This window comes from Vreelandella rituensis (assembly GCF_003336665.1).
Taxonomy (GTDB): Bacteria; Pseudomonadota; Gammaproteobacteria; order Pseudomonadales; family Halomonadaceae; genus Vreelandella; species Vreelandella rituensis.
The window spans coordinates 1-17,856 of sequence record NZ_QPIJ01000024.1 but is presented as its reverse complement, the minus strand read 5'-3'; the positions used below and the strand labels follow the sequence as shown (position 1 = coordinate 17,856).

At 54.8% G+C, this 17,856-nt stretch carries 15 protein-coding genes; 5 read left to right on the top strand and 10 right to left on the bottom strand.

The genetic code is table 11. From position 1 onward, the window contains the following. Positions 1–134 precede the first annotated feature (134 nt). Positions 135–680, top strand: a complete 546-nt coding sequence (locus DU506_RS11045) for a hypothetical protein (protein WP_114486994.1) — start codon at positions 135–137, stop codon at positions 678–680. Further along, the gene (locus tag DU506_RS11040) at positions 677–1,927 is read left to right on the top strand and encodes a GGDEF domain-containing protein (protein ID WP_114486993.1); all 1,251 of its coding nucleotides are present in this window, start codon (positions 677–679) and stop codon (positions 1,925–1,927) included. Before DU506_RS11045 ends, DU506_RS11040 begins: the two co-directional genes overlap by 4 nt. On the opposite strand, the gene sthA is transcribed toward DU506_RS11040, so the two are convergent. The 9 genes from sthA to DU506_RS10995 form a co-directional block, all read right to left on the bottom strand. Continuing rightward, positions 1,924–3,315: a Si-specific NAD(P)(+) transhydrogenase gene (gene sthA, locus DU506_RS11035; protein WP_114486992.1), complete on the bottom strand. Its 1,392-nt coding sequence runs from the start codon at positions 3,313–3,315 to the stop codon at positions 1,924–1,926. The two genes, DU506_RS11040 and sthA, sit on opposite strands and share 4 nt — an antisense overlap. A 138-nt stretch (positions 3,316–3,453) precedes the next feature. Beyond that, positions 3,454–3,711, bottom strand: a complete 258-nt coding sequence (gene nqrM / locus DU506_RS11030) for a (Na+)-NQR maturation NqrM (protein ID WP_114486991.1) — start codon at positions 3,709–3,711, stop codon at positions 3,454–3,456. 209 nt (positions 3,712–3,920) lie between these two features. Further along, a complete protein-coding gene (nqrF, locus tag DU506_RS11025) occupies positions 3,921–5,153 on the bottom strand; it encodes an NADH:ubiquinone reductase (Na(+)-transporting) subunit F (RefSeq protein WP_114486990.1) in 1,233 nt (410 codons plus the stop codon). A 68-nt stretch (positions 5,154–5,221) separates the two neighbouring features. Beyond that, complete coding sequence (gene nqrE, locus DU506_RS11020; RefSeq protein WP_114486989.1) at positions 5,222–5,839, bottom strand: NADH:ubiquinone reductase (Na(+)-transporting) subunit E; 618 nt, start codon at positions 5,837–5,839, stop codon at positions 5,222–5,224. Position 5,840: 1 nt separating this feature from the next. Then, positions 5,841–6,509, bottom strand: coding sequence for an NADH:ubiquinone reductase (Na(+)-transporting) subunit D (locus DU506_RS11015; protein ID WP_114486988.1), 669 nt, complete (start codon positions 6,507–6,509; stop codon positions 5,841–5,843). A 2-nt stretch (positions 6,510–6,511) separates the two neighbouring features. Next, entirely contained in the window at positions 6,512–7,348 is an 837-nt protein-coding gene (locus tag DU506_RS11010) for a Na(+)-translocating NADH-quinone reductase subunit C (RefSeq protein ID WP_114486987.1), read from the bottom strand. Further along, positions 7,348–8,574 (bottom strand): NADH:ubiquinone reductase (Na(+)-transporting) subunit B, encoded by a 1,227-nt coding sequence (locus DU506_RS11005; RefSeq protein ID WP_114486986.1) that lies wholly within the window; start codon positions 8,572–8,574, stop codon positions 7,348–7,350. The genes DU506_RS11010 and DU506_RS11005 overlap by 1 nt, the downstream gene beginning before the upstream one ends. Continuing rightward, a complete protein-coding gene (locus DU506_RS11000; RefSeq protein WP_114486985.1) occupies positions 8,574–9,923 on the bottom strand; it encodes a Na(+)-translocating NADH-quinone reductase subunit A in 1,350 nt (449 codons plus the stop codon). The genes DU506_RS11005 and DU506_RS11000 overlap by 1 nt, the downstream gene beginning before the upstream one ends. A gap of 283 nt (positions 9,924–10,206) precedes the next feature. Continuing rightward, positions 10,207–11,670 (bottom strand): glyceraldehyde-3-phosphate dehydrogenase, encoded by a 1,464-nt coding sequence (locus DU506_RS10995; RefSeq protein ID WP_114486984.1) that lies wholly within the window; start codon positions 11,668–11,670, stop codon positions 10,207–10,209. A gap of 223 nt (positions 11,671–11,893) precedes the next feature. Between DU506_RS10995 and mfd the strand changes: the two genes are divergently transcribed. Both mfd and DU506_RS10985 read left to right on the top strand, forming a co-directional pair. Further along, positions 11,894–15,343: a transcription-repair coupling factor gene (gene mfd, locus DU506_RS10990; protein WP_181870741.1), complete on the top strand. Its 3,450-nt coding sequence runs from the start codon at positions 11,894–11,896 to the stop codon at positions 15,341–15,343. A 187-nt stretch (positions 15,344–15,530) separates the two neighbouring features. After that, positions 15,531–16,682 carry a L,D-transpeptidase family protein gene (locus DU506_RS10985; protein ID WP_114487025.1) on the top strand — a complete coding sequence of 384 codons (1,152 nt, stop codon included), beginning with the start codon at positions 15,531–15,533 and terminating at the stop codon, positions 16,680–16,682. A 105-nt stretch (positions 16,683–16,787) separates the two neighbouring features. Here DU506_RS10985 and DU506_RS22490 read toward each other — a convergent pair whose 3' ends face one another. Then, positions 16,788–16,910 (bottom strand): hypothetical protein, encoded by a 123-nt coding sequence (locus tag DU506_RS22490; protein ID WP_268877319.1) that lies wholly within the window; start codon positions 16,908–16,910, stop codon positions 16,788–16,790. 57 nt (positions 16,911–16,967) lie between these two features. Between DU506_RS22490 and iscB the strand changes: the two genes are divergently transcribed. Beyond that, positions 16,968–17,856, top strand: an 889-nt coding sequence (gene iscB / locus DU506_RS10980) for an RNA-guided endonuclease IscB (RefSeq protein WP_181870740.1), incomplete at its 3' end; no start/stop codon positions are given.

The window sequence follows — 17,856 nt, the reverse complement described above, 5'->3', positions numbered from 1 at the left end:
TACTCGTTACTTATTGGCAATAATTTAAAAAATTAATGGATACGAGGGATGGCAGCATTCATTATAGTTTGCTGTAGTTAGGTTAAAGCATTCAATTTTTTTTGAGTTCTCTTTCCCCTTCAAAGGAACTGATAATGTCCATTGCCCGATTGTTTTTCCACTTTTACCGCTGTGGTATTGGCGGCCTATTGATAATTGCTTTCGGTGCAATGGCAACCTTGTTGGTTTCCGCCCACGCTGCCGAGGTGACCCCCAGCCCTCTGTCTCCCTCCACCGACCACAGCCTGACGCTTAAAATGGTGATCGGCCACGATAATCACTGGCTATCGTTGGCAGACATTGAATCTACTCCGCTATACGATGTGGAAATGCAGCATCCGGAAGGACTGGAAGGTCGTTTTACAGGGGTTTGGCTCGATACCTTTCTCGAACATCAGGGAATCCAGCCGGAAGACCGAGTGCGACTGATTGCCCGGGATGATTACAGCGTGTTCCTCAGCGCGGACGAACGTCAAAAAACGCGCTACCTTCTAGTGACCCGGTTAAATGGCATGCCCCTTGACCGCGAGCAACTGGGGCCGTTGTTGCTGGTAGCTCCGAAGGATGCTGAAGCGGTGCTCGCCGGAACACTGCCGCAGGCACGCTGGATCTGGGCCATTCAGGAGGTACGGCATCAATGAATATGACCCTTGAAGATAACGATCATAGCGACCGCTTCTTTTCACGCTGGCGCTTGGTGACAGGCTTTGCCGTCATGGCAGGAATTGCCGCTATCGTCATTGGGGTTTATGTCAATCATGCCCGCCAACAGGTGGGTGCCGACTATACCGCGATGGTCGGAGACGTAGTACGCGCTCAACAGCAGAATAACCAACTCAACCAAGTAATTAACGTATTCATGGCAAACCCGGCATCTGTTCACTTACCCGAGATCAATCATTTTCTGTGGTTGGCACAACGCCATCTTGAAGGGATTCAGAACAGCATCGGGCGTTATCCCTTACTCGAACCGCATGTCAGTTATCTCAGCGACGACTTCAAGTTACTGGAAAGTCAGCTAACCGAACTCGAACGCCTCGCTCTGCAAACCATCCATGACAACTCCTTTCTGGAACCCCTTCAGCAACTGGGGATGGAAATGGAGGTCAACATGGCGTGGATATACAGCGAACTCAATAATGCCGTCCATGCAGCCGCCGGAGAGCAGTATCGGGTCACTCAACAAATGTCCCGTGCGGTAATTCCTTTGGTGCTTTTTGTATTGATCATGACGGCTAGCTTGTTTGCCGCGGTGATAAACCTGCAGCAACAGCGCAACAAGATGCACAAGTTGATGCTAACCGATGAGTTGACCGGACTGAAAAACCGCCGTTATCTCGTTTCCATCGCCACCACCCAGTTAGCTAACGCCCAACGCCAGCAGCATCCGCTTAGCTTGATGATACTGGACCTGGATTATTTCAAGCATGTCAACGACACCTACGGCCACCCGGCCGGGGACGAAGTCCTGCGTCTAGTTACCGGCTGTATTGCGTCACTGTGCCGACAGTCGGATACATTAGCACGAATCGGGGGAGAGGAGTTTTGCCTGTTGATGCCGAATACTTCAATGGAAGAAGCAAAATGTGTAGCGATGCGTATCCGGCAGAAAGTGGCAAGCCTTGAGCTGGACTGCGTTAAAGATGGGTTGCGCATAACCGTAAGCATCGGCTTGACCACCACGATAACGGGTGAGCAAACATTCGAGCAGCTGTATTCCCTGGCGGACCAGGCGCTCTATCAGGCCAAGGAAACCGGTCGCAACCGAGTCGATATAGTCCTTCCCCCCGTCCATATGGGAGGAAGTGACAGTTCCTACACGAATAATGCTGAGAAACCAAAATCTTACTTTTCTTCGCCTTCCTTGAACAATGTAAAGGAGTCCTAGAAAACTCGATTCAAACCATTTTGGGCGGCAACGCGATATGCTTCCGCCATGGTGGGATAGTTGAAGGTAGTGTTGACAAAGTAGTTGAGCGAATTCGCTGCCCCCTTCTGCTGCATGATTGCCTGACCGATATGCACAATTTCCGACGCCTGGTCGCCAAAGCAATGAATCCCCAGAATCTCCAGTGTATCCTGATGGAACAATATCTTGAGCATGCCGATGGTATCCCCGGTAATCTGCGCCCTGGCGGTATCCTTGAAGAACGCCTGAGCGACCTCGTAGGGTACCTTAGCCTCGGTAAGTTCACGCTCATTGGGGCCGAAGGAGCTGATTTCAGGGATGGTATAAATCCCGGTCGGCACTTCGGTTACATAGCGATAGTCTTTTTCCAGCAACTCGTTGGACGAATTCAGCCCTTGATCATAAGCGGCACTGGCAAGACTCGGCCAACCGATAACGTCACCGGCGGCATAAATATGCGGGATGGTCGTACGATAATGATCGTCCACCTGCAATTGACCACGTCCGTTGGCTTCCAGGCCGACGTTTTCAAGCCCCAGGCTATCGGTATTGCCCGTGCGGCCATTGGCCCATAGAAACGCATCCGCACGCAACTTCTTGCCGGACTTCAAATAGACGATAACCCCGGATTCATCCCCTTCAACTCGCTCGTATTCTTCGTTGTGACGGATCAGGACACCGTGCTTGCGCAAATGATAGGACAAGGCATCGCTGATCTCATCGTCCAGGAAGGACAACAGGCTGTCACGATTGTTGATCAAGTCGACCTTGACCCCGAGTCCCGAAAAAATCGAGGCATATTCACAGCCAATCACACCAGCACCAAAAATGATCAAGGTGCGTGGTGTGTGAGATAGGCTGAGAATGGTATCCGAGCAGTACACACGCGGATGACGAAAGTTGATATCGGCGGGACGGTAAGGGCGGGAACCGGTGGCAATCACGATTTTCTTGGCCACCAGCTCTTCCGTCCCTTCCTGGCGGTCACGTACCAGTACCGTATGTTCGTCCTTGAAACGCGCCACACCGTTGAATAAATCGATACGATTACGGGCATAGAAACGGCTACGCATTTCGACTTGCTTGTCGATAGTGACGCGCGAATGTTCCATTACCTTGGGGAAGGAAAACCAACGCGGCTCACCAATATCACGAAACATGGGGTTGGTATTGAACGCCATGATCTGCTTGACTTGGTGACGTAAGGCCTTTGAAGGAATTGTTCCCCAATGCGTGCAGTTACCACCCACTTGCGCTTGTTTTTCGACAATCGCAACCCGCATGCCATGTTTGGCAGCATTGATAGCAGCACTTTCACCGGCAGGGCCGGTGCCGATTACCACGACGTCATAATTATGTACTGCCATAGTCTAGGCGTCTCCTTGTTCCCTGACACATGCGAAGCGAATGTTCAGCGTAGAGCACTGAACATTACCCGCTTTTTTTGCTTATCAAGCTGAATCCCACAGACTACTTTTCAGTAACGAGGCTGCCATTTAGGCGTATCAACGGCGTGTTGCATCATAGCCTAAATCCGCGCCCCGGCTCTCATCGCTACTCCGACGGGCACTGCTACCGCGCTTGCGGTTTTCTTCTTCACAGACCTCGTCCTTACCGCCGCAAATATCGCAGCCATCCTTCAAACCCAGCTGGTTCAAACCACCACATGAACCAGCAATAGGCTTACGGCCCATGATTACGCCGATTGCCATGGCAGCTACCATCAGCAACATGAAACCTAACGCCAGTAACCAGATAGTCATTTGTTCACTCCTTCATCGCTTCATTATCTGACTTGCTATCTCCCTCTGTTTATCCATGTCCTGGAAAGGAGACAACACCATGACAATGAAAGTGCCGGAATCCAGGGTAGATATAATACGATAATGCATCTCGCCCGGAGACATCGGAATCAAGCAAAAGGGGCCGGCCTAATGGCCAGCCCCTCAATGTGCCTTAAAAGGCAGGAAGTTTATCCACCGAAATCATCCAGCAGGATGTTTTCCGGTTCGACCCCGAGATCAAGCAACAGCTTGATCACCGAGGCATTCATCATGGGTGGCCCACACATGTAGTATTCGCAATCTTCAGGCGCGGGATGATCCTTGAGGTAATTCTCATACAGTACGTTATGAATAAAACCTGTCGGACCTTCCCAGTTATCTTCCGGCTGAGGATCGGAAAGCGCCAGATGCCACTCAAAGTTCGGAAACTCTTCCGCCAACTGATCGTATTCTTCGTTGTAGAAGGTTTCACGCCAGGACCGAGCACCGTACCAGAACGTGATCTTGCGATCTGACTTGAGTCGCTTGAGCTGATCGAAGATGTGGCTGCGCATGGGTGCCATGCCTGCACCGCCACCGATGAACACCATCTCGGCATCGGTATCTCTGGCGAAAAACTCACCAAACGGCCCCATGACGGTGATCTTGTCACCCGGCTTGAGGTTGAAGACATAAGTCGACATCAACCCTGGCGGATGGTTAGTACCCGGAGGCGGAGTCGCGATGCGGATATTGAACTTGAGGATGCCACGCTCTTCCGGATAGTTCGCCATGGAGTAGGCACGGATGACTTCCTCCTGGTTCTTGTGGGAAGTCTTGAAAAGACCGAACTTCTCCCAATCACCCCGGTATTCCTCATCAATATCAAAATCAGAGAATTTGATATCGTAAGGCGGCGCGACCAGCTGCACATACCCACCTGCCCGGAAGTCGACATTCTCGCCCTCAGGCAGCTTGAGGTTAAGTTCCTTGATGAAGGTAGCGACGTTGGGGTTGGCGATGACTTCGCATTCCCACTTCTTCACGCCGAAAACTTCTTCGGGAACTTCCACCTTCATGTCCTGCTTCACCGGAACCTGGCAGGAAAGACGCCAGCCTTCCTTTTTTTCACGCATGGTGAAGTGGGATTCTTCGGTAGGTAGAATCGAGCCGCCGCCCTCTTCCACGCGACACTTGCACTGGGCACAAGACCCACCACCGCCACAGGCGGAAGAGAGAAAAATGCCATTGGCGGCCAGGGTGTTCAAAAGCTTACCACCGGCTTGCGTACTCAGGGTGTGCTCGGGATCACCGTTGACCTCGATGGTCACATCCCCGGTGCTGACGAGCTTGCTACGAGCGGCCAGTATCACCAGGACCAGTCCAATGACGATCACAGTGAACATGACAACACCGAGCAAGATGACACTTGTATCAACCATGTCGGTTTCCTATTGCTAGAGGTTTTCTTGACCCGGCGACCAGCGGCCGCCGGAGAATCAAGCCCCGTTTAGAGCTGGATGCCGGAGAAGGACATGAAGCCCAAAGACATCAGCCCCACGGTGATGAAGGTAATGCCCAGGCCCTGCAAGCCGGCCGGCACATCGCTGTACTTCAATTTTTCGCGAATGCCGGCAAGCGCAGTAATAGCGAGTGCCCAGCCCACACCTGCGCCCAAGCCATACACCACTGACTCGCCGAAGTTGTAGTTACGCTCAACCATGAACAGTACGCCACCCAGGATGGCGCAGTTGACGGTAATCAGCGGCAGGAACACGCCCAGGGCGTTGTAGAGTGCAGGCACGTATTTGTCGAGGAACATTTCCATGATCTGCACCAGGGCAGCGATGACCCCGATATAGCTCAACAGCCCCAAAAAGGAAAGGTCGATATTCTCGGCACCCGCAATACCGGTCCAGGTCAGGGCACCTTCCTGTAGCAGGAAGGTGAACACCAGATTATTGACCGGTACGGTAACGGTGAGTACCACGATGACCGCAATACCCAAGCCGAAAGCCGATGACACCTTCTTGGAGACCGCCAGGAATGTACACATGCCCAGGAAGAAAGCCAGGGCCATGTTTTCGACAAAAACCGAAGCTACGAACAGGCTCAGATAATGTTCCATTTTACACGGCCTCCTTCGGCTTGGTGTTTTCCTTCATCTCGAATTCGCTATTTTCTACCTGCTCCGGATTGAAGGAACGCAGTACCCAGATAGCCAGCCCGATAATGAAGAAAGCGGACGGTGGTAGAAGCATCAAACCATTGGGCACATACCAGCCGCCATCCTGAATTGGTGCCAGGATGGTAAAGCCGAAGACGCTACCCGAGCCAAGCAGCTCACGGAAGAAGCCGACGATCATCAATATCAGGCCGTAACCCAGACCATTGCCGATCCCGTCCAGAAAAGACATACCCGGCGTATTGCTCATGGCGAAGCCTTCGGCACGGCCCATGACGATACAGTTGGTAATGATCAAGCCGACGAAGACCGACAGTTGCTTGGACATTTCGTAGGCATAAGCCTTGAGTATCTGATCAACCACGATGACCAGAGAGGCGATAATGGTCATCTGGACAATAATCCGGATCGAAGACGGAATATGACTCCGGATCAACGAAACGAACAGATTGGCGAAGGCCGTGACGAAGATAACCGCCAACGCCATTACCAGCGATACGCTCATGCTGGTGGTAACGGCCAACGCCGAACAGATACCCAGTATCTGCAAAGCAATCGGATTGTTCTGGAAGATTGGGGAAGTAAGAACACCTTTCGGAGTTAAATCTGCCATGATTAAGCTCCTTCCGTTTCGGGTTCAAGTTCTGGTTCGAGATCGGTTTCGGCACCCTGAACATCTTCCGGGCTGATATCGGCACGGAATCTGGCCAGATATTCACCGAACCCTTCCGGGCTCAACCAGAATTGCACCATGTTAGTCACCCCTTTACTGGTCAGGGTAGCACCGGAAAGGCCATCGACTTCATGCTCGCCTGTTCCGGCACCCCGAGCCACTCGAATGGCCGGCATCACGCTGTCTTCGTCCGAGAAGATTTCTTTACCTTCCCACTGAGCCTGCCAGCGCGGATTGTTGACTTCAGCGCCGAGCCCGGGCGTTTCGCTATGTTCATAGTAGGTGATACCGATAATGGTATTGCCATCGCCTTCCACGGACATATAGCCCCGCATCAGACCCCACAGGCCCTGACCACGTACTGGCAGAATGATCTGCTGCGGATCACTCGGGTCGCCCACCAGGTAAATCGTCGCGAAGTTTTCCACGCGAGACAGACCCGCGATGTCACGCTCACCGGACAAGGTGCGCCCGGTTGCCGGGTCACGTGCCGCTTGGAAGTGATCGAAAGTGGCTGGATCAAACCGATCAGTGTATTCGCCGGTGCGCATATCAACCACACGTGCGGTAACTTCACTGCTGAAGGCGGCTTCCACATCCGTGCCTGGCTCATAGAGATTCGCCACGCTAAGGATATTGGTCTTGCGATCCAGTTCCTGATTAAGTTGCTGCAGAGGGCGCAATGCCACCGCAGCCGTCGAGACAATGACCGAACACACGATACACAGTGCGAACGCCACTATCAGGATCTTCTTGATGGAGTTATTGCTCTGTGCCATCAGGCAGTCTCCTCGGCCGGAACGCCGGTACGTTGAACGCGACGTTTGATGTTGGCCTGAACAAAGAAGTAGTCGATCAGCGGTGCAAACAGGTTAGCAAACAAGATCGCCAACATGATGCCTTCTGGGAAAGCCGGGTTGACCACACGAATCAACACGGTCATGACCCCGATCAGTATGCCGAAGATCAAACGTCCCTGGTTGGTCATCGATGCGGACACCGGATCCGTTGCCATGAACACCAGAGCGAAGATGAAGCCACCGGTCACCAAATGCCAATACCACGGCATGGAAAACATCGGGTTGGTGTCAGAGCCGATCAGGTTGAACAGCGCGCTGGTCGCGACCATACCGAGAAATACCCCCAGCATGATTCGCCAGGAGGCGATTCGCGTCCACAGAAGCACCACTGCACCAATCAGGATAGCCAAGGTCGAGACTTCACCCACGGAACCCGGAATGAAGCCCAGGAAGGCATCCCACCAGGAGAATTGCGAGGTCATGGTCGCCATGCCTTCCTGGAAGGCCATCGACAGTGCCGTTGCTCCAGTATAGCCATCCGCGGCTACCCACACTGCATCACCAGAAATTTGCGCCGGATAAGCAAAGTACAGGAAAGCACGACCGGTCAATGCCGGGTTGAGGAAGTTCTTGCCGGTACCGCCGAAGATTTCCTTGCCGATCACCACACCGAAAGTGATGCCCAGCGCCACTTGCCACAAAGGGATGGTGGCCGGCAGAATCAAGGCGAACAAGACGGAAGTAACGAAGAAACCTTCATTGACTTCATGCCCACGCTTGATGGCGAACAATACTTCCCAGAAACCACCCACGACGAACGTCACCAGGTAGATCGGCAGGAAGTAAGTAGCCCCCAGAACGAAGTTGGCCCACCAGTTACTCGGATCATGGCCGCCCGCCAGGGTCATCATGATCGCTTCACGCCAGCCTCCCAAAGAGGCATAACCCGCGTCGATCGCCATGTTGGATTGCCAGCCGGCATTCCACATACCGAAGAACATCGCCGGGAACGTACATAACCAGACGGTGATCATGATCCGCTTGAGATCAATCCCGTCACGCACATGAGCGGTCGTCTTGGTAACGTTCGGCGGTGAATAGAAGATCGTGTCCACGGCTTCATAAAGCGGATAGTACTTTTCGTACTTACCCCCTTGATGAAAGTGCGGCTCGATGTTGTCGAGTTTTTGTCGAATACTCATCATCAGGCCTCTTTCTCGATCATGGTGAGATTGTCACGCAGGATGGGGCCGTACTCGTATTTACCGGGGCAAACATAAGTACAGAGCGCGAGGTCTTCCTCATCCAACTCCAGACATCCGAGTTGCATGCCAACCTCGATATCGCCCACGATCAGTGTACGCAGTAGTTGTGTCGCCAGAATGTCCAGCGGCATGACCACCTCGTACGCGCCGATCGGCACCATGGCACGTTCGGAACCGTTGGTGGAGGTGTTCGGTGCGTAATCCTTCAACCCCTTGAACGCCGAGACATAGATGCCCATGACTGAGTGGCGCTTGACACCGAGCGACAACCAACCCAGAAAAGCTCGCTTGTTGCCCTCCTCGATCAAGCTGATCTGGTTATGGAAACGGCCCAAGTAAGTCAATTTACCTTCTGCAGCAGCCCCCGAGAATACCGAACCGGAAATAATACGGGTGTCTTCAGGATGGATGACTTCGCCCGAAAGAAGTTCTTCGGTACTCGCCCCGACACGAGTGCGCAGCAGCCGAGGATTTTCGGCACGTGGGCCACCTACCGCCACAACGCGGCTCGTGTCCAGCCTGCCGTCTATGAACAGCTTGCCAAAAGCAATCACGTCCTGATAACCGACATGCCACACTTTCCGGTGCAGAGCGACCGGCGACAAGTAGTGAATATGGGTACCTACCAGACCTGCTGGATGCGGCCCTGAGAAAGTTTCCGTTTGCACACCTTTCACCTCGGTGCCGGGAATCCGGGCCTCGGGAGACGTACACAGAAAAACTTTTCCTTCGGTGAGCCGGCTGAGTACTTTAAGACCATCTTCAAACGCCTCGGCGTTTTCGTTGATGATCAAGGCCGGATCAGGACACAGCGGGTTCGTGTCCATAGCGGTGACGAAGATATCCGCCGGGGCGCTATCAATGGCCGGCGTTCGGGAAAAAGGACGCGTGCGTAGTGCCGTCCACAACCCTGATTCCACCAGTTGATCCACGACTGTCTGTCGCTCAAGACTCTCTAATGCGTTGCGTCCGTGAGTAGTGAAAGTGACGGCCTCTTCACTTTCATCCACCTTGATGACCACGGATAACAATTTACGTTTTTCGCCACGGTTGATAGCAACGACTTCACCACCGGCCGGTGCGGTAAAGCGCACACCTTCGATTTTCTTGTCGGTGAAGAGTAACTGCCCCAGTTTGACCTTTTCCCCTTCCTGTACTTCCATGGTCGGCCTCATGCCAACATAGTCAGTACCCAGGATTGCCACGTGGCGCACAGGGCGCGCATCTTCGATACGCTGCTCGGGCGCTCCCGTGATGGGGAGATCCAGGCCTTTTTTGACTTCGATCATAGTCTCGCCCAGTTGATGGATCGGATATACGAAGGTGAGAAATTCGAATCAATTCGAATTCTTGGTTTATTTCTAAAGATTGTTACAAGTTCAGCCCGAGCCCCGCTCGAACCACCCCGAAAAATCCATCGTATTATAAAGATAAGCGCGTCCAATGACCACATCCCAAGGGGTCGCCAAAAGTGCTATATCGCAGCGTTCAGCTTAAAAAAAAGCACGCCACCCTTGGGTGGCGTGCATTTATCTACTGCTACATACCCTTGAAATGAGGGCACAAACCTACTCAGACCGCGGCTCGTGGCAATTTCAGGAAACTTACATTGGACATCTGCTGAAGGATACGGACCACTTGGCAGCTATAACCAAATTCGTTGTCGTACCACACATAAACGACGGCATGATTACCATTGGTAATGGTGGCCTTGGCATCGACGATACCCGCATGACGGTTCCCCACGAAATCCGAGGAGACGACTTCTGTGGAATCCACGAAATCAATCTGCTTCTGATAGGCCGAATCAATCGACATACGGCGCAGATAGTCGTTGAGCCCTTCGACATCGGTGCCTTTTTCCAGGGTCAGATTGAGTATCGCCATCGACACGTTGGGGATCGGCACCCGGATGGCATTACCCGTCAGCTTGCCGGCAAGCTCCGGCAAAGCCTTGGCCGCCGCACTGGCCGCACCGGTTTCGGTCAACACCATATTCAGCGCCGCACTACGGCCACGACGGTCACCCTTATGATAGTTATCTATCAGGTTCTGATCGTTGGTATAGGCGTGAACGGTTTCCACGTGCCCCGTGACCACGCCATACTCATCGTTCAATACCTTGAGTACCGGGACGATAGCATTGGTCGTACAAGAGGCCGCTGACAGGATACGATCGTCTTCACTGATGTCGCCGTGATTGATACCAAAAACGATATTCTTGATATCGCCCTTGCCTGGCGCCGTCAGCAATGCCTTGGAAACACCTTTACATTCGAGGTGCTGTCCCAGGCCGGCTTCATCACGCCACATGCCGGTGTTATCCACCACCACGGCATTGTCGATACCGTAATCGGTATAATCGATCTCGCTGGGAGAATTGGCGTAAATCACTTGGACAACATTACCGTTGACCGTGAGCGTGCGCGCCTCCGCATCCATGCTGATGGTGCCGTTAAAGGCTCCATGCACGGAATCACGGCGCAACAGGCTGGCCCGTTTTTCCAGATCCTTTGCCACATCGCCTCGGCCACGCACCACGATGGCACGCAAACGCAGTAGGTTACCGCCTCCGGCCTTATCCACCATGATCCGCGCCAGCAAGCGGCCGATACGCCCAAAGCCGTAAAGCACTACATCTTTCGGCTCGCCGGTGCTGGCACCCGGGCGGTAGCCATCGATGATCTCGTGAAGCTCCTTGCGCAAGAAAGCTTCTACATCGCCGCCGCCCTGGTTCTTGAAGGCGACCCCGAGCTTGCCGACATCGACGTGCGCCGGACCGAGGTTAAGCTCGCTCATTGCCTTGATGATCGGGTAGGTATCCTGAACGGAAAGATCGGTACCTTCCACCTTGCGCACAAAGCGATGATTCTTGAGGATACGAATGACCGACCTATTGATCAGCGAACGCCCAAATATGGTGGCGACGATATTATTCTGGCGATATAGTCGACCCAACAGGGGAACCATCTGCTCAGCCAGTGCTTCGTTGCTTTGCCATTCCTGAAAAACGTTGTCGAGAGTTTGCTGACTCACTTGCGGCCTCTTTGTTCAAATGAAGAGTAAGTAACGTAGTTAGTATCCATTATCCCGGCCAGATGCCCAAGCCGCAATCGCTGGATAGTCGCAGCCCATGTAGGGGGATTACACAAACGTCCTTTGGGCAAGCGAATTCCCTACGATTCACGCCCGCCCTGCCGTAAAAGCCTCCATCGTGTATCATCACCTCTCCGTTTCAGCGCAAGCCGATACTGCCATCATGACGACATTCTCTTTGCTCCAACCGCCTGAACCCCAAGGCAGCCGTGACACCTTGTATTGGCACGCCCCTCCGGGCAGTGCCACCGCCTTGGGCCTGGCCCGTGCGGCACAGTCAGGGCCGTTACTGGTGATCACGCCGGACACCGCCAGCACTCAGCGGCTTGAGCAGGACCTGGCATTTTACAGCCAGGTTCCGGTGTTGCCTTTTCCTGATTGGGAAATCCTGCCCTACGACAGCTTTTCGCCCCATCAGGACATCGTTTCGGCACGTCTGAGAACCCTGCGCCAGCTCCAGGATGGCGTGCGCGGCATTGTACTGGTCCCCATCAATACCCTGATGCAACGCCTGCCGCCGGTCGACTATATCGCCGGGCGCGTCCTGCAGCTCGAGGTAGGCACCGAGCTCAACCGCGAGCACTTTCGCGAATCCCTTTCCCGCGCCGGTTATCGTGCAGTGGAAACCGTCTATGAGCCCGGCGAATATGCCCTGCGCGGCGCCTTGATAGACCTCTACCCCATGGGCAGCGAACAGCCGATCCGTATCGATCTGTTCGACGATGAAATCGACACCCTGCGTTATTTCGATCCCGGCACACAACGCTCCACCGACAAGATCGAGCGTCTCGAGTTGTTGCCTGCTCAGGAATACTCACTTTCCCGCAGCGCCATCGCTTGCTTTCGGGAAAACTTTGAAACGCTATTCGATGTCGACCCTCGGCAATGCCCATTGTATAACGACGCCCGCAAAGGCATTCCCTCTCCCGGTCTTGAACATTATTTACCACTGTTTTTCGAGCAGACAGCCTCGTTGTTCGAACATCTCACCACCGGCACTCGCGTCGCGTTACTCCCCGGCGTGTTCGAGGCCGCCGAGCACCACTGGCTATCGATCGAAAACCGCTATGCCAACCTGGGCGTCGATCCCACTCGCCCCTTATTGCCACCACATCGTGCATTTTTGCCGGTCAGTGAGGTTTTTGCCGAAATCAAGCTGCGCCCTCGTATCGAGCTGACCCAGGATACCCAAAACCGCCATGCCCGGTCCCCTGCGGCAAAAATGCCCCCGCAAGTCGCTATCAACGCTCGCGCCAAGGCGCCCCTTGCTGCATTACACGCTTTTCTAGAAGAACACCCCAAGACACGCGCCCTGTTCGTTGCAGAATCGCGAGGACGTCGTGAAGCACTGGAAGAAACCTTGGCGCCTTTGCATTTAAGGCTACCTCACGTCGACTCGTTCGCTCAGTTTCTGGAAAGCGAAAGCCCGCTCGCGATTACCGAAGGTCAGATCGATAGCGGGTTATGGCTTGAATCGCCCGATATCGCCGTTATCAGCGAAACCGAACTGTTCGGTGACGTGGTACGCCAGAGCCGTCGGCGAGAGAAAACCACCGATGACAATGCCTTCGCCGTGCGCCATCTTTCAGAGCTTCGCCCTGGCGCACCGGTGGTCCATCAAGCTCACGGCGTGGGGCGTTATCTAGGCTTGGAAACGCTGGAAACCGGCGGCCAGGCCGCCGAGTTTCTTGCCCTGGCGTATGCCGACGAAGCCAAACTTTATGTACCGGTCGACAGCCTTCACCTGATTTCGCGCTACGCGGGCGCCGACGATGAGTTGGCGCCACTCCACAGGCTCGGCTCGGAACAATGGGAAAAGGCGCGCAAGAAAGCCGCTGAAAAAATTCGTGATACTGCTGCCGAACTGCTGGACGTTTACGCCCGCCGCGAAGCACAGCAAGGGGTCGTTTACGAAGCTCCTGGAGAAGAGTACGTCCGCTTTGCCACCAGTTTTCCTTTCGAGGAAACGCCCGACCAACACGCCGCTATCGAAGCGGTCATCCAGGACATGACCTCACCGCAACCCATGGATCGCGTGGTGTGCGGTGATGTCGGCTTCGGCAAGACCGAAGTCGCCATGCGTGCCGCCTTTCTCGCGGTACAGTCGGGTCGTCAAGTGGTGGTACTGGTGCCCACCACGCTGCTGGCGCGCCAGCATTTCGAGAATTTCCGTGATCGCTTTGCCGATACCGCCGTCAATCTTGAACTGATCTCCCGCTTCACCGGCGGCAAGGACATGAACAAGGCCCTTGAGCGGATCAAGAATGGGCAAACCGATATCGTGATCGGTACCCATAAGCTGCTCTCCAAGAGTGTCGAGCTGCCCAAGATGGGGCTATTGATCATCGATGAAGAACACCGTTTCGGAGTGACGCAGAAGGAAAAGCTGAAAACCCTACGTGCCGAAGTGGATATTCTCACCCTGACGGCCACGCCGATTCCGCGCACCCTGAACATGGCCATGAGCGGCATTCGCGATCTTTCCATCATTGCGACCCCCCCCGCCCGACGCCTTTCCGTCAAGACGTTCGTCCAGCAACGTGACGACGCCGTGATCAAGGAAGCACTGTTACGTGAGTTGTTGCGCGGCGGTCAGGTCTACTTTCTGCATAATGAAGTCAAGACGATTGAAAACGCCGCCGAGAAAATTCGTGATCTGGTGCCGGACGCGCGCGTTGCGGTGGCTCACGGCCAGCTGCCCGAGCGCAGCCTGGAACGCGTCATGTCGGATTTTTATCATCGCCGTTTTAACGTCCTGGTGTGTTCGACCATTATCGAAACCGGTATCGATGTACCTACTGCCAATACCATCCTGATCGAACGAGCGGATAAATTCGGCCTAGCCCAGCTTCATCAGCTACGTGGCCGGGTCGGGCGCAGCCACCATCAAGCCTACGCCTATTTACTGACTCCGCCCCCCAAAGCCATGACGCGTGACGCCATCAAGCGGCTGGAAGCCATCAGTGCCTCAGATGACCTCGGCGCCGGCTTCACGCTTGCCAGCCACGACATGGAAATTCGGGGTGCCGGGGAACTGTTGGGCGATGAGCAAAGCGGCCAGATGGAAACCATCGGCTACACGCTTTACATGGAAATGCTGGATCGAGCGGTGAAAGCTATCCGGGCCGGCAAGACACCCAACATCGATGCGCCCTTCAGCGCCGGGGTGGAAATCAGCCTCAACTTACCCGCCCTGATTCCCGACGACTATATTCATGACGTTCAGCAACGGCTGGTGATGTACAAGCGTATCGCCAGTAGTGATAACGATGCCCAACTTAGGGAACTTCAGGTCGAGCTGATCGACCGTTTCGGCCTGCTGCCTACACCTGTCAAAACCCTGATGCGCCAAACTCGGCTGCGCCACAAGGCCGAACAATTGGGGGTTTCTCGTCTCGAAGCTGGGGAAACGCGAGGACGGGTTATTTTTGAGCCTCATACCCAGGTGGACCCTTTGACCCTGGTCAATCTGATCCAGAAAGCGCCTCAGCATTACCGGCTGGACGGTGCCGATACGTTACGTTTTGAAATTCCCATGGAAACCACCGAGGCACGCTTTACCGCTGTGGAACAATTACTCGATCGGCTGAATCAAAAAGTAGCGGTGGCCTGACCCCTCGGGCAAACTTGTCCCATATAGCGGTGGCCAGAACGCTGCAGACTCTGGACCGTCTCATAAGGCCCGCAAGGGCATTCATTCATACACGCAAGGAGGAGCGGGAAGCATGGCCAGGGTGTGCTGACGCATGCCCCGCCATCTCTTTCCCGGCAAGAAAAGCCGGTGGATCTCGCGCAAACCAATGAAGACACCTTATATCCTCACTCACTGGGGCTATACCAGCCTTGCCGTAATGCTTGTCGCCAGCCTGGCCCAACCGGTTGGCGCACAAACGCCCAGTGAAAGCAGCGAAGATGCTGATACACCCACCATCACCCAAGATGCCCAGAAAAGCGCTATGGAAGCTGTCTCACCCGATGAGCTGCCGCGTGGTCACTTCAAGTTACCGGAAAACGGCGCGGTCATTGGTGAACGCTACGCTATCACCGTGAAAGACCCGGAAGAGACATTGATTGATATCGCCAGACGCCACAACATCGGTTATGAAGAGATACGCATGGCCAATCCGGATGTGAGTCTCTGGGTCCCAGGGCTCGGCACCGAGGTGGTCATTCCTGCGCAATACATCCTGCCCCCCGCACCGCGTGAAGGGGTCGTGATCAATTTGTCGGAGTTGCGCCTTTATTACTATCCGGCCGATAACCCCGACATCGTGGAAAGCTATCCAGTCAGCGTCGGCCGTGATGAATTCGCCACCCCCGTAGGTCTGACCAAGACCACCATCAAGGTCAAGGACCCCGCCTGGGCGCCTCCCTCTTCCATGCGCCGTGAAGCCGCTGAACGAGGCGAACCTGCCCCGTCTATTGTCCCTGCCGGCCCAGACAACCCGCTGGGACGTCATGCGATACTGCTGGATATGCCCAGCTACCTGATTCATGGCACCAACCGACCCGATGGAGTAGGCATGCGTGTCAGCCGTGGCTGTATTCGCATGTACCCGGAAGACATCGAGTCACTTTATGAGCGCCTGCCCAGCGGCACGAAAGTCAATCTGATCGACGCCCCTTTCAAGGCGGGCTGGTCGGCGGATGGTAATCTTTATGGCCAATCCTTCCCTCAGCTGGAAGAGAACGTGGGCAACTTCGAACCTTTGATCGAAGCACTGGATATGATCGCTCAGCTCACCGAAGAAGCTCAGGTCAGCGTGGATTACGCCAAGGTGCGCAAGGCCATCGAAAATCCTGGCGGTGATCTTGTGTCTTTACTCGTAGTCCAGGAACCTGCCAAGCCCGCCGCGCCTACTTTCGATGAGGACAGCCTGTTTTCCCAACTGGAACTCAGCGCCCTGCAACAAACCACCAGCGAAGCTGAAACAGAAACAGAAACGGAGTGAAAGCCCAAAAGTCAACTACCTAGCCCTGAAGGGACGAGGCTTGTGACAACAAGCCCGGTTGACCAGGGAAAGCGGTAGCCAACCCGCTACGTTTGCAATAGGTCGTCAAGACCCACCGCCGAATGCTTCGCTCAGTTCGGCGCTCTGGAAGGTCAGGATCACGCTGGTGAAAGGTAAAGCGCCGAAGGTTCTGATCGCTACCGCAAGGTAGGAGCCGGTTGCAGACATTCCCGAGGGGAGACAGGCTGGAAGACCTGCGTCACCAGGCCCGTAAGGGTTCTATTGATGCCGTGTAGCGAAAAACGCGCACGGCTGTTGCTGGAGCGTGGTCGGGCGGTGGTGGTGAACCTGACCCCTTTTGTGATCCGCCTGCGTGATCGGTGCCTGAGTGACTGCACCTTGCAGCCAACCCTGCTGGCTGCCGATCCGGGCAGCAAGGAAACCGGGCTGGCGCTGATGCGGCTGGAAAACAACGCAACGGAAGAAAAGGCACCGGCAACCCGCCATGTGCTTTGCCTGTTTCAGTTGGTGCATCGGGGCTTCCAGATTCGCCAAGCCTTGGAGCAACGTGCCGGTTTTCGGCGTCGGCGTCGCAGCAAGAACCTGCGTTATCGTCAGCCGCGTTTTGATAACCGCACGCGCAAGAAGGGCTGGCTACCACCCAGCCTGCAACACCGAGTCGATACGACCATGGCCTGGGTGGACAAGCTGTGCCGCTGGGCGCCGGTGACTCACCTGAGCATGGAGCTGGTGCGTTTCGATCTGCAGAAGATGGAAAACCCCGAGATTTCCGGCGTCGAGTACCAGCAAGGCACGCTCCTGGGCTATGAGGTGCGCGAATACCTCCTGGAAAAATGGGGCCGGGAATGCACCTACTGCGGCACCGGTGATACACCGCTGGAAATCGAGCATGTGGTAGCGAAATCTCGGGACGGCTCTAGCCGGGTGGCCAACCTGACCATCGCCTGTCACGACTGCAACCAGGCCAAGGACAGCCAGTGGCTTGCTGATTTCTTTGCCACCAACAAGGGACTCAAGAAACGCCTCAAAGTTAATGGCTTGTCGGCGGAAGTCCGCCTTGAGCGCGTCCAGCGCCAGCTCAAATTACCGCTGCGGGATGCCACCGCTGTCAATGCCACCCGCTGGGCACTGTTCGGTGCAATGAAGTCCACTG

What these genes read in the sequence shown, in the direction of transcription:
- DU506_RS11005 (WP_114486986.1), bottom strand. Translation starts at nt 8,574, where the DNA reads ATGATGAGTATTCGACAAAAACTCGACAACATCGAGCCGCACTTTCAT.
- DU506_RS10985 (WP_114487025.1), top strand. Translation starts at nt 15,531, where the DNA reads ATGAAGACACCTTATATCCTCACTCACTGGGGCTATACCAGCCTTGCC.
- nqrF (WP_114486990.1), bottom strand. Translation starts at nt 5,153, where the DNA reads ATGGTTGATACAAGTGTCATCTTGCTCGGTGTTGTCATGTTCACTGTG.
- nqrM (WP_114486991.1), bottom strand. Translation starts at nt 3,711, where the DNA reads ATGACTATCTGGTTACTGGCGTTAGGTTTCATGTTGCTGATGGTAGCT.
- sthA (WP_114486992.1), bottom strand. Translation starts at nt 3,315, where the DNA reads ATGGCAGTACATAATTATGACGTCGTGGTAATCGGCACCGGCCCTGCC.
- DU506_RS11045 (WP_114486994.1), top strand. Translation starts at nt 135, where the DNA reads ATGTCCATTGCCCGATTGTTTTTCCACTTTTACCGCTGTGGTATTGGC.
- nqrE (WP_114486989.1), bottom strand. Translation starts at nt 5,839, where the DNA reads ATGGAACATTATCTGAGCCTGTTCGTAGCTTCGGTTTTTGTCGAAAAC.
- DU506_RS11015 (WP_114486988.1), bottom strand. Translation starts at nt 6,509, where the DNA reads ATGGCAGATTTAACTCCGAAAGGTGTTCTTACTTCCCCAATCTTCCAG.
- DU506_RS11000 (WP_114486985.1), bottom strand. Translation starts at nt 9,923, where the DNA reads ATGATCGAAGTCAAAAAAGGCCTGGATCTCCCCATCACGGGAGCGCCC.
- mfd (WP_181870741.1), top strand. Translation starts at nt 11,894, where the DNA reads ATGACGACATTCTCTTTGCTCCAACCGCCTGAACCCCAAGGCAGCCGT.
- DU506_RS22490 (WP_268877319.1), bottom strand. Translation starts at nt 16,910, where the DNA reads ATGTCTGCAACCGGCTCCTACCTTGCGGTAGCGATCAGAACCTTCGGC.
- DU506_RS11010 (WP_114486987.1), bottom strand. Translation starts at nt 7,348, where the DNA reads ATGGCACAGAGCAATAACTCCATCAAGAAGATCCTGATAGTGGCGTTC.
- DU506_RS11040 (WP_114486993.1), top strand. Translation starts at nt 677, where the DNA reads ATGAATATGACCCTTGAAGATAACGATCATAGCGACCGCTTCTTTTCA.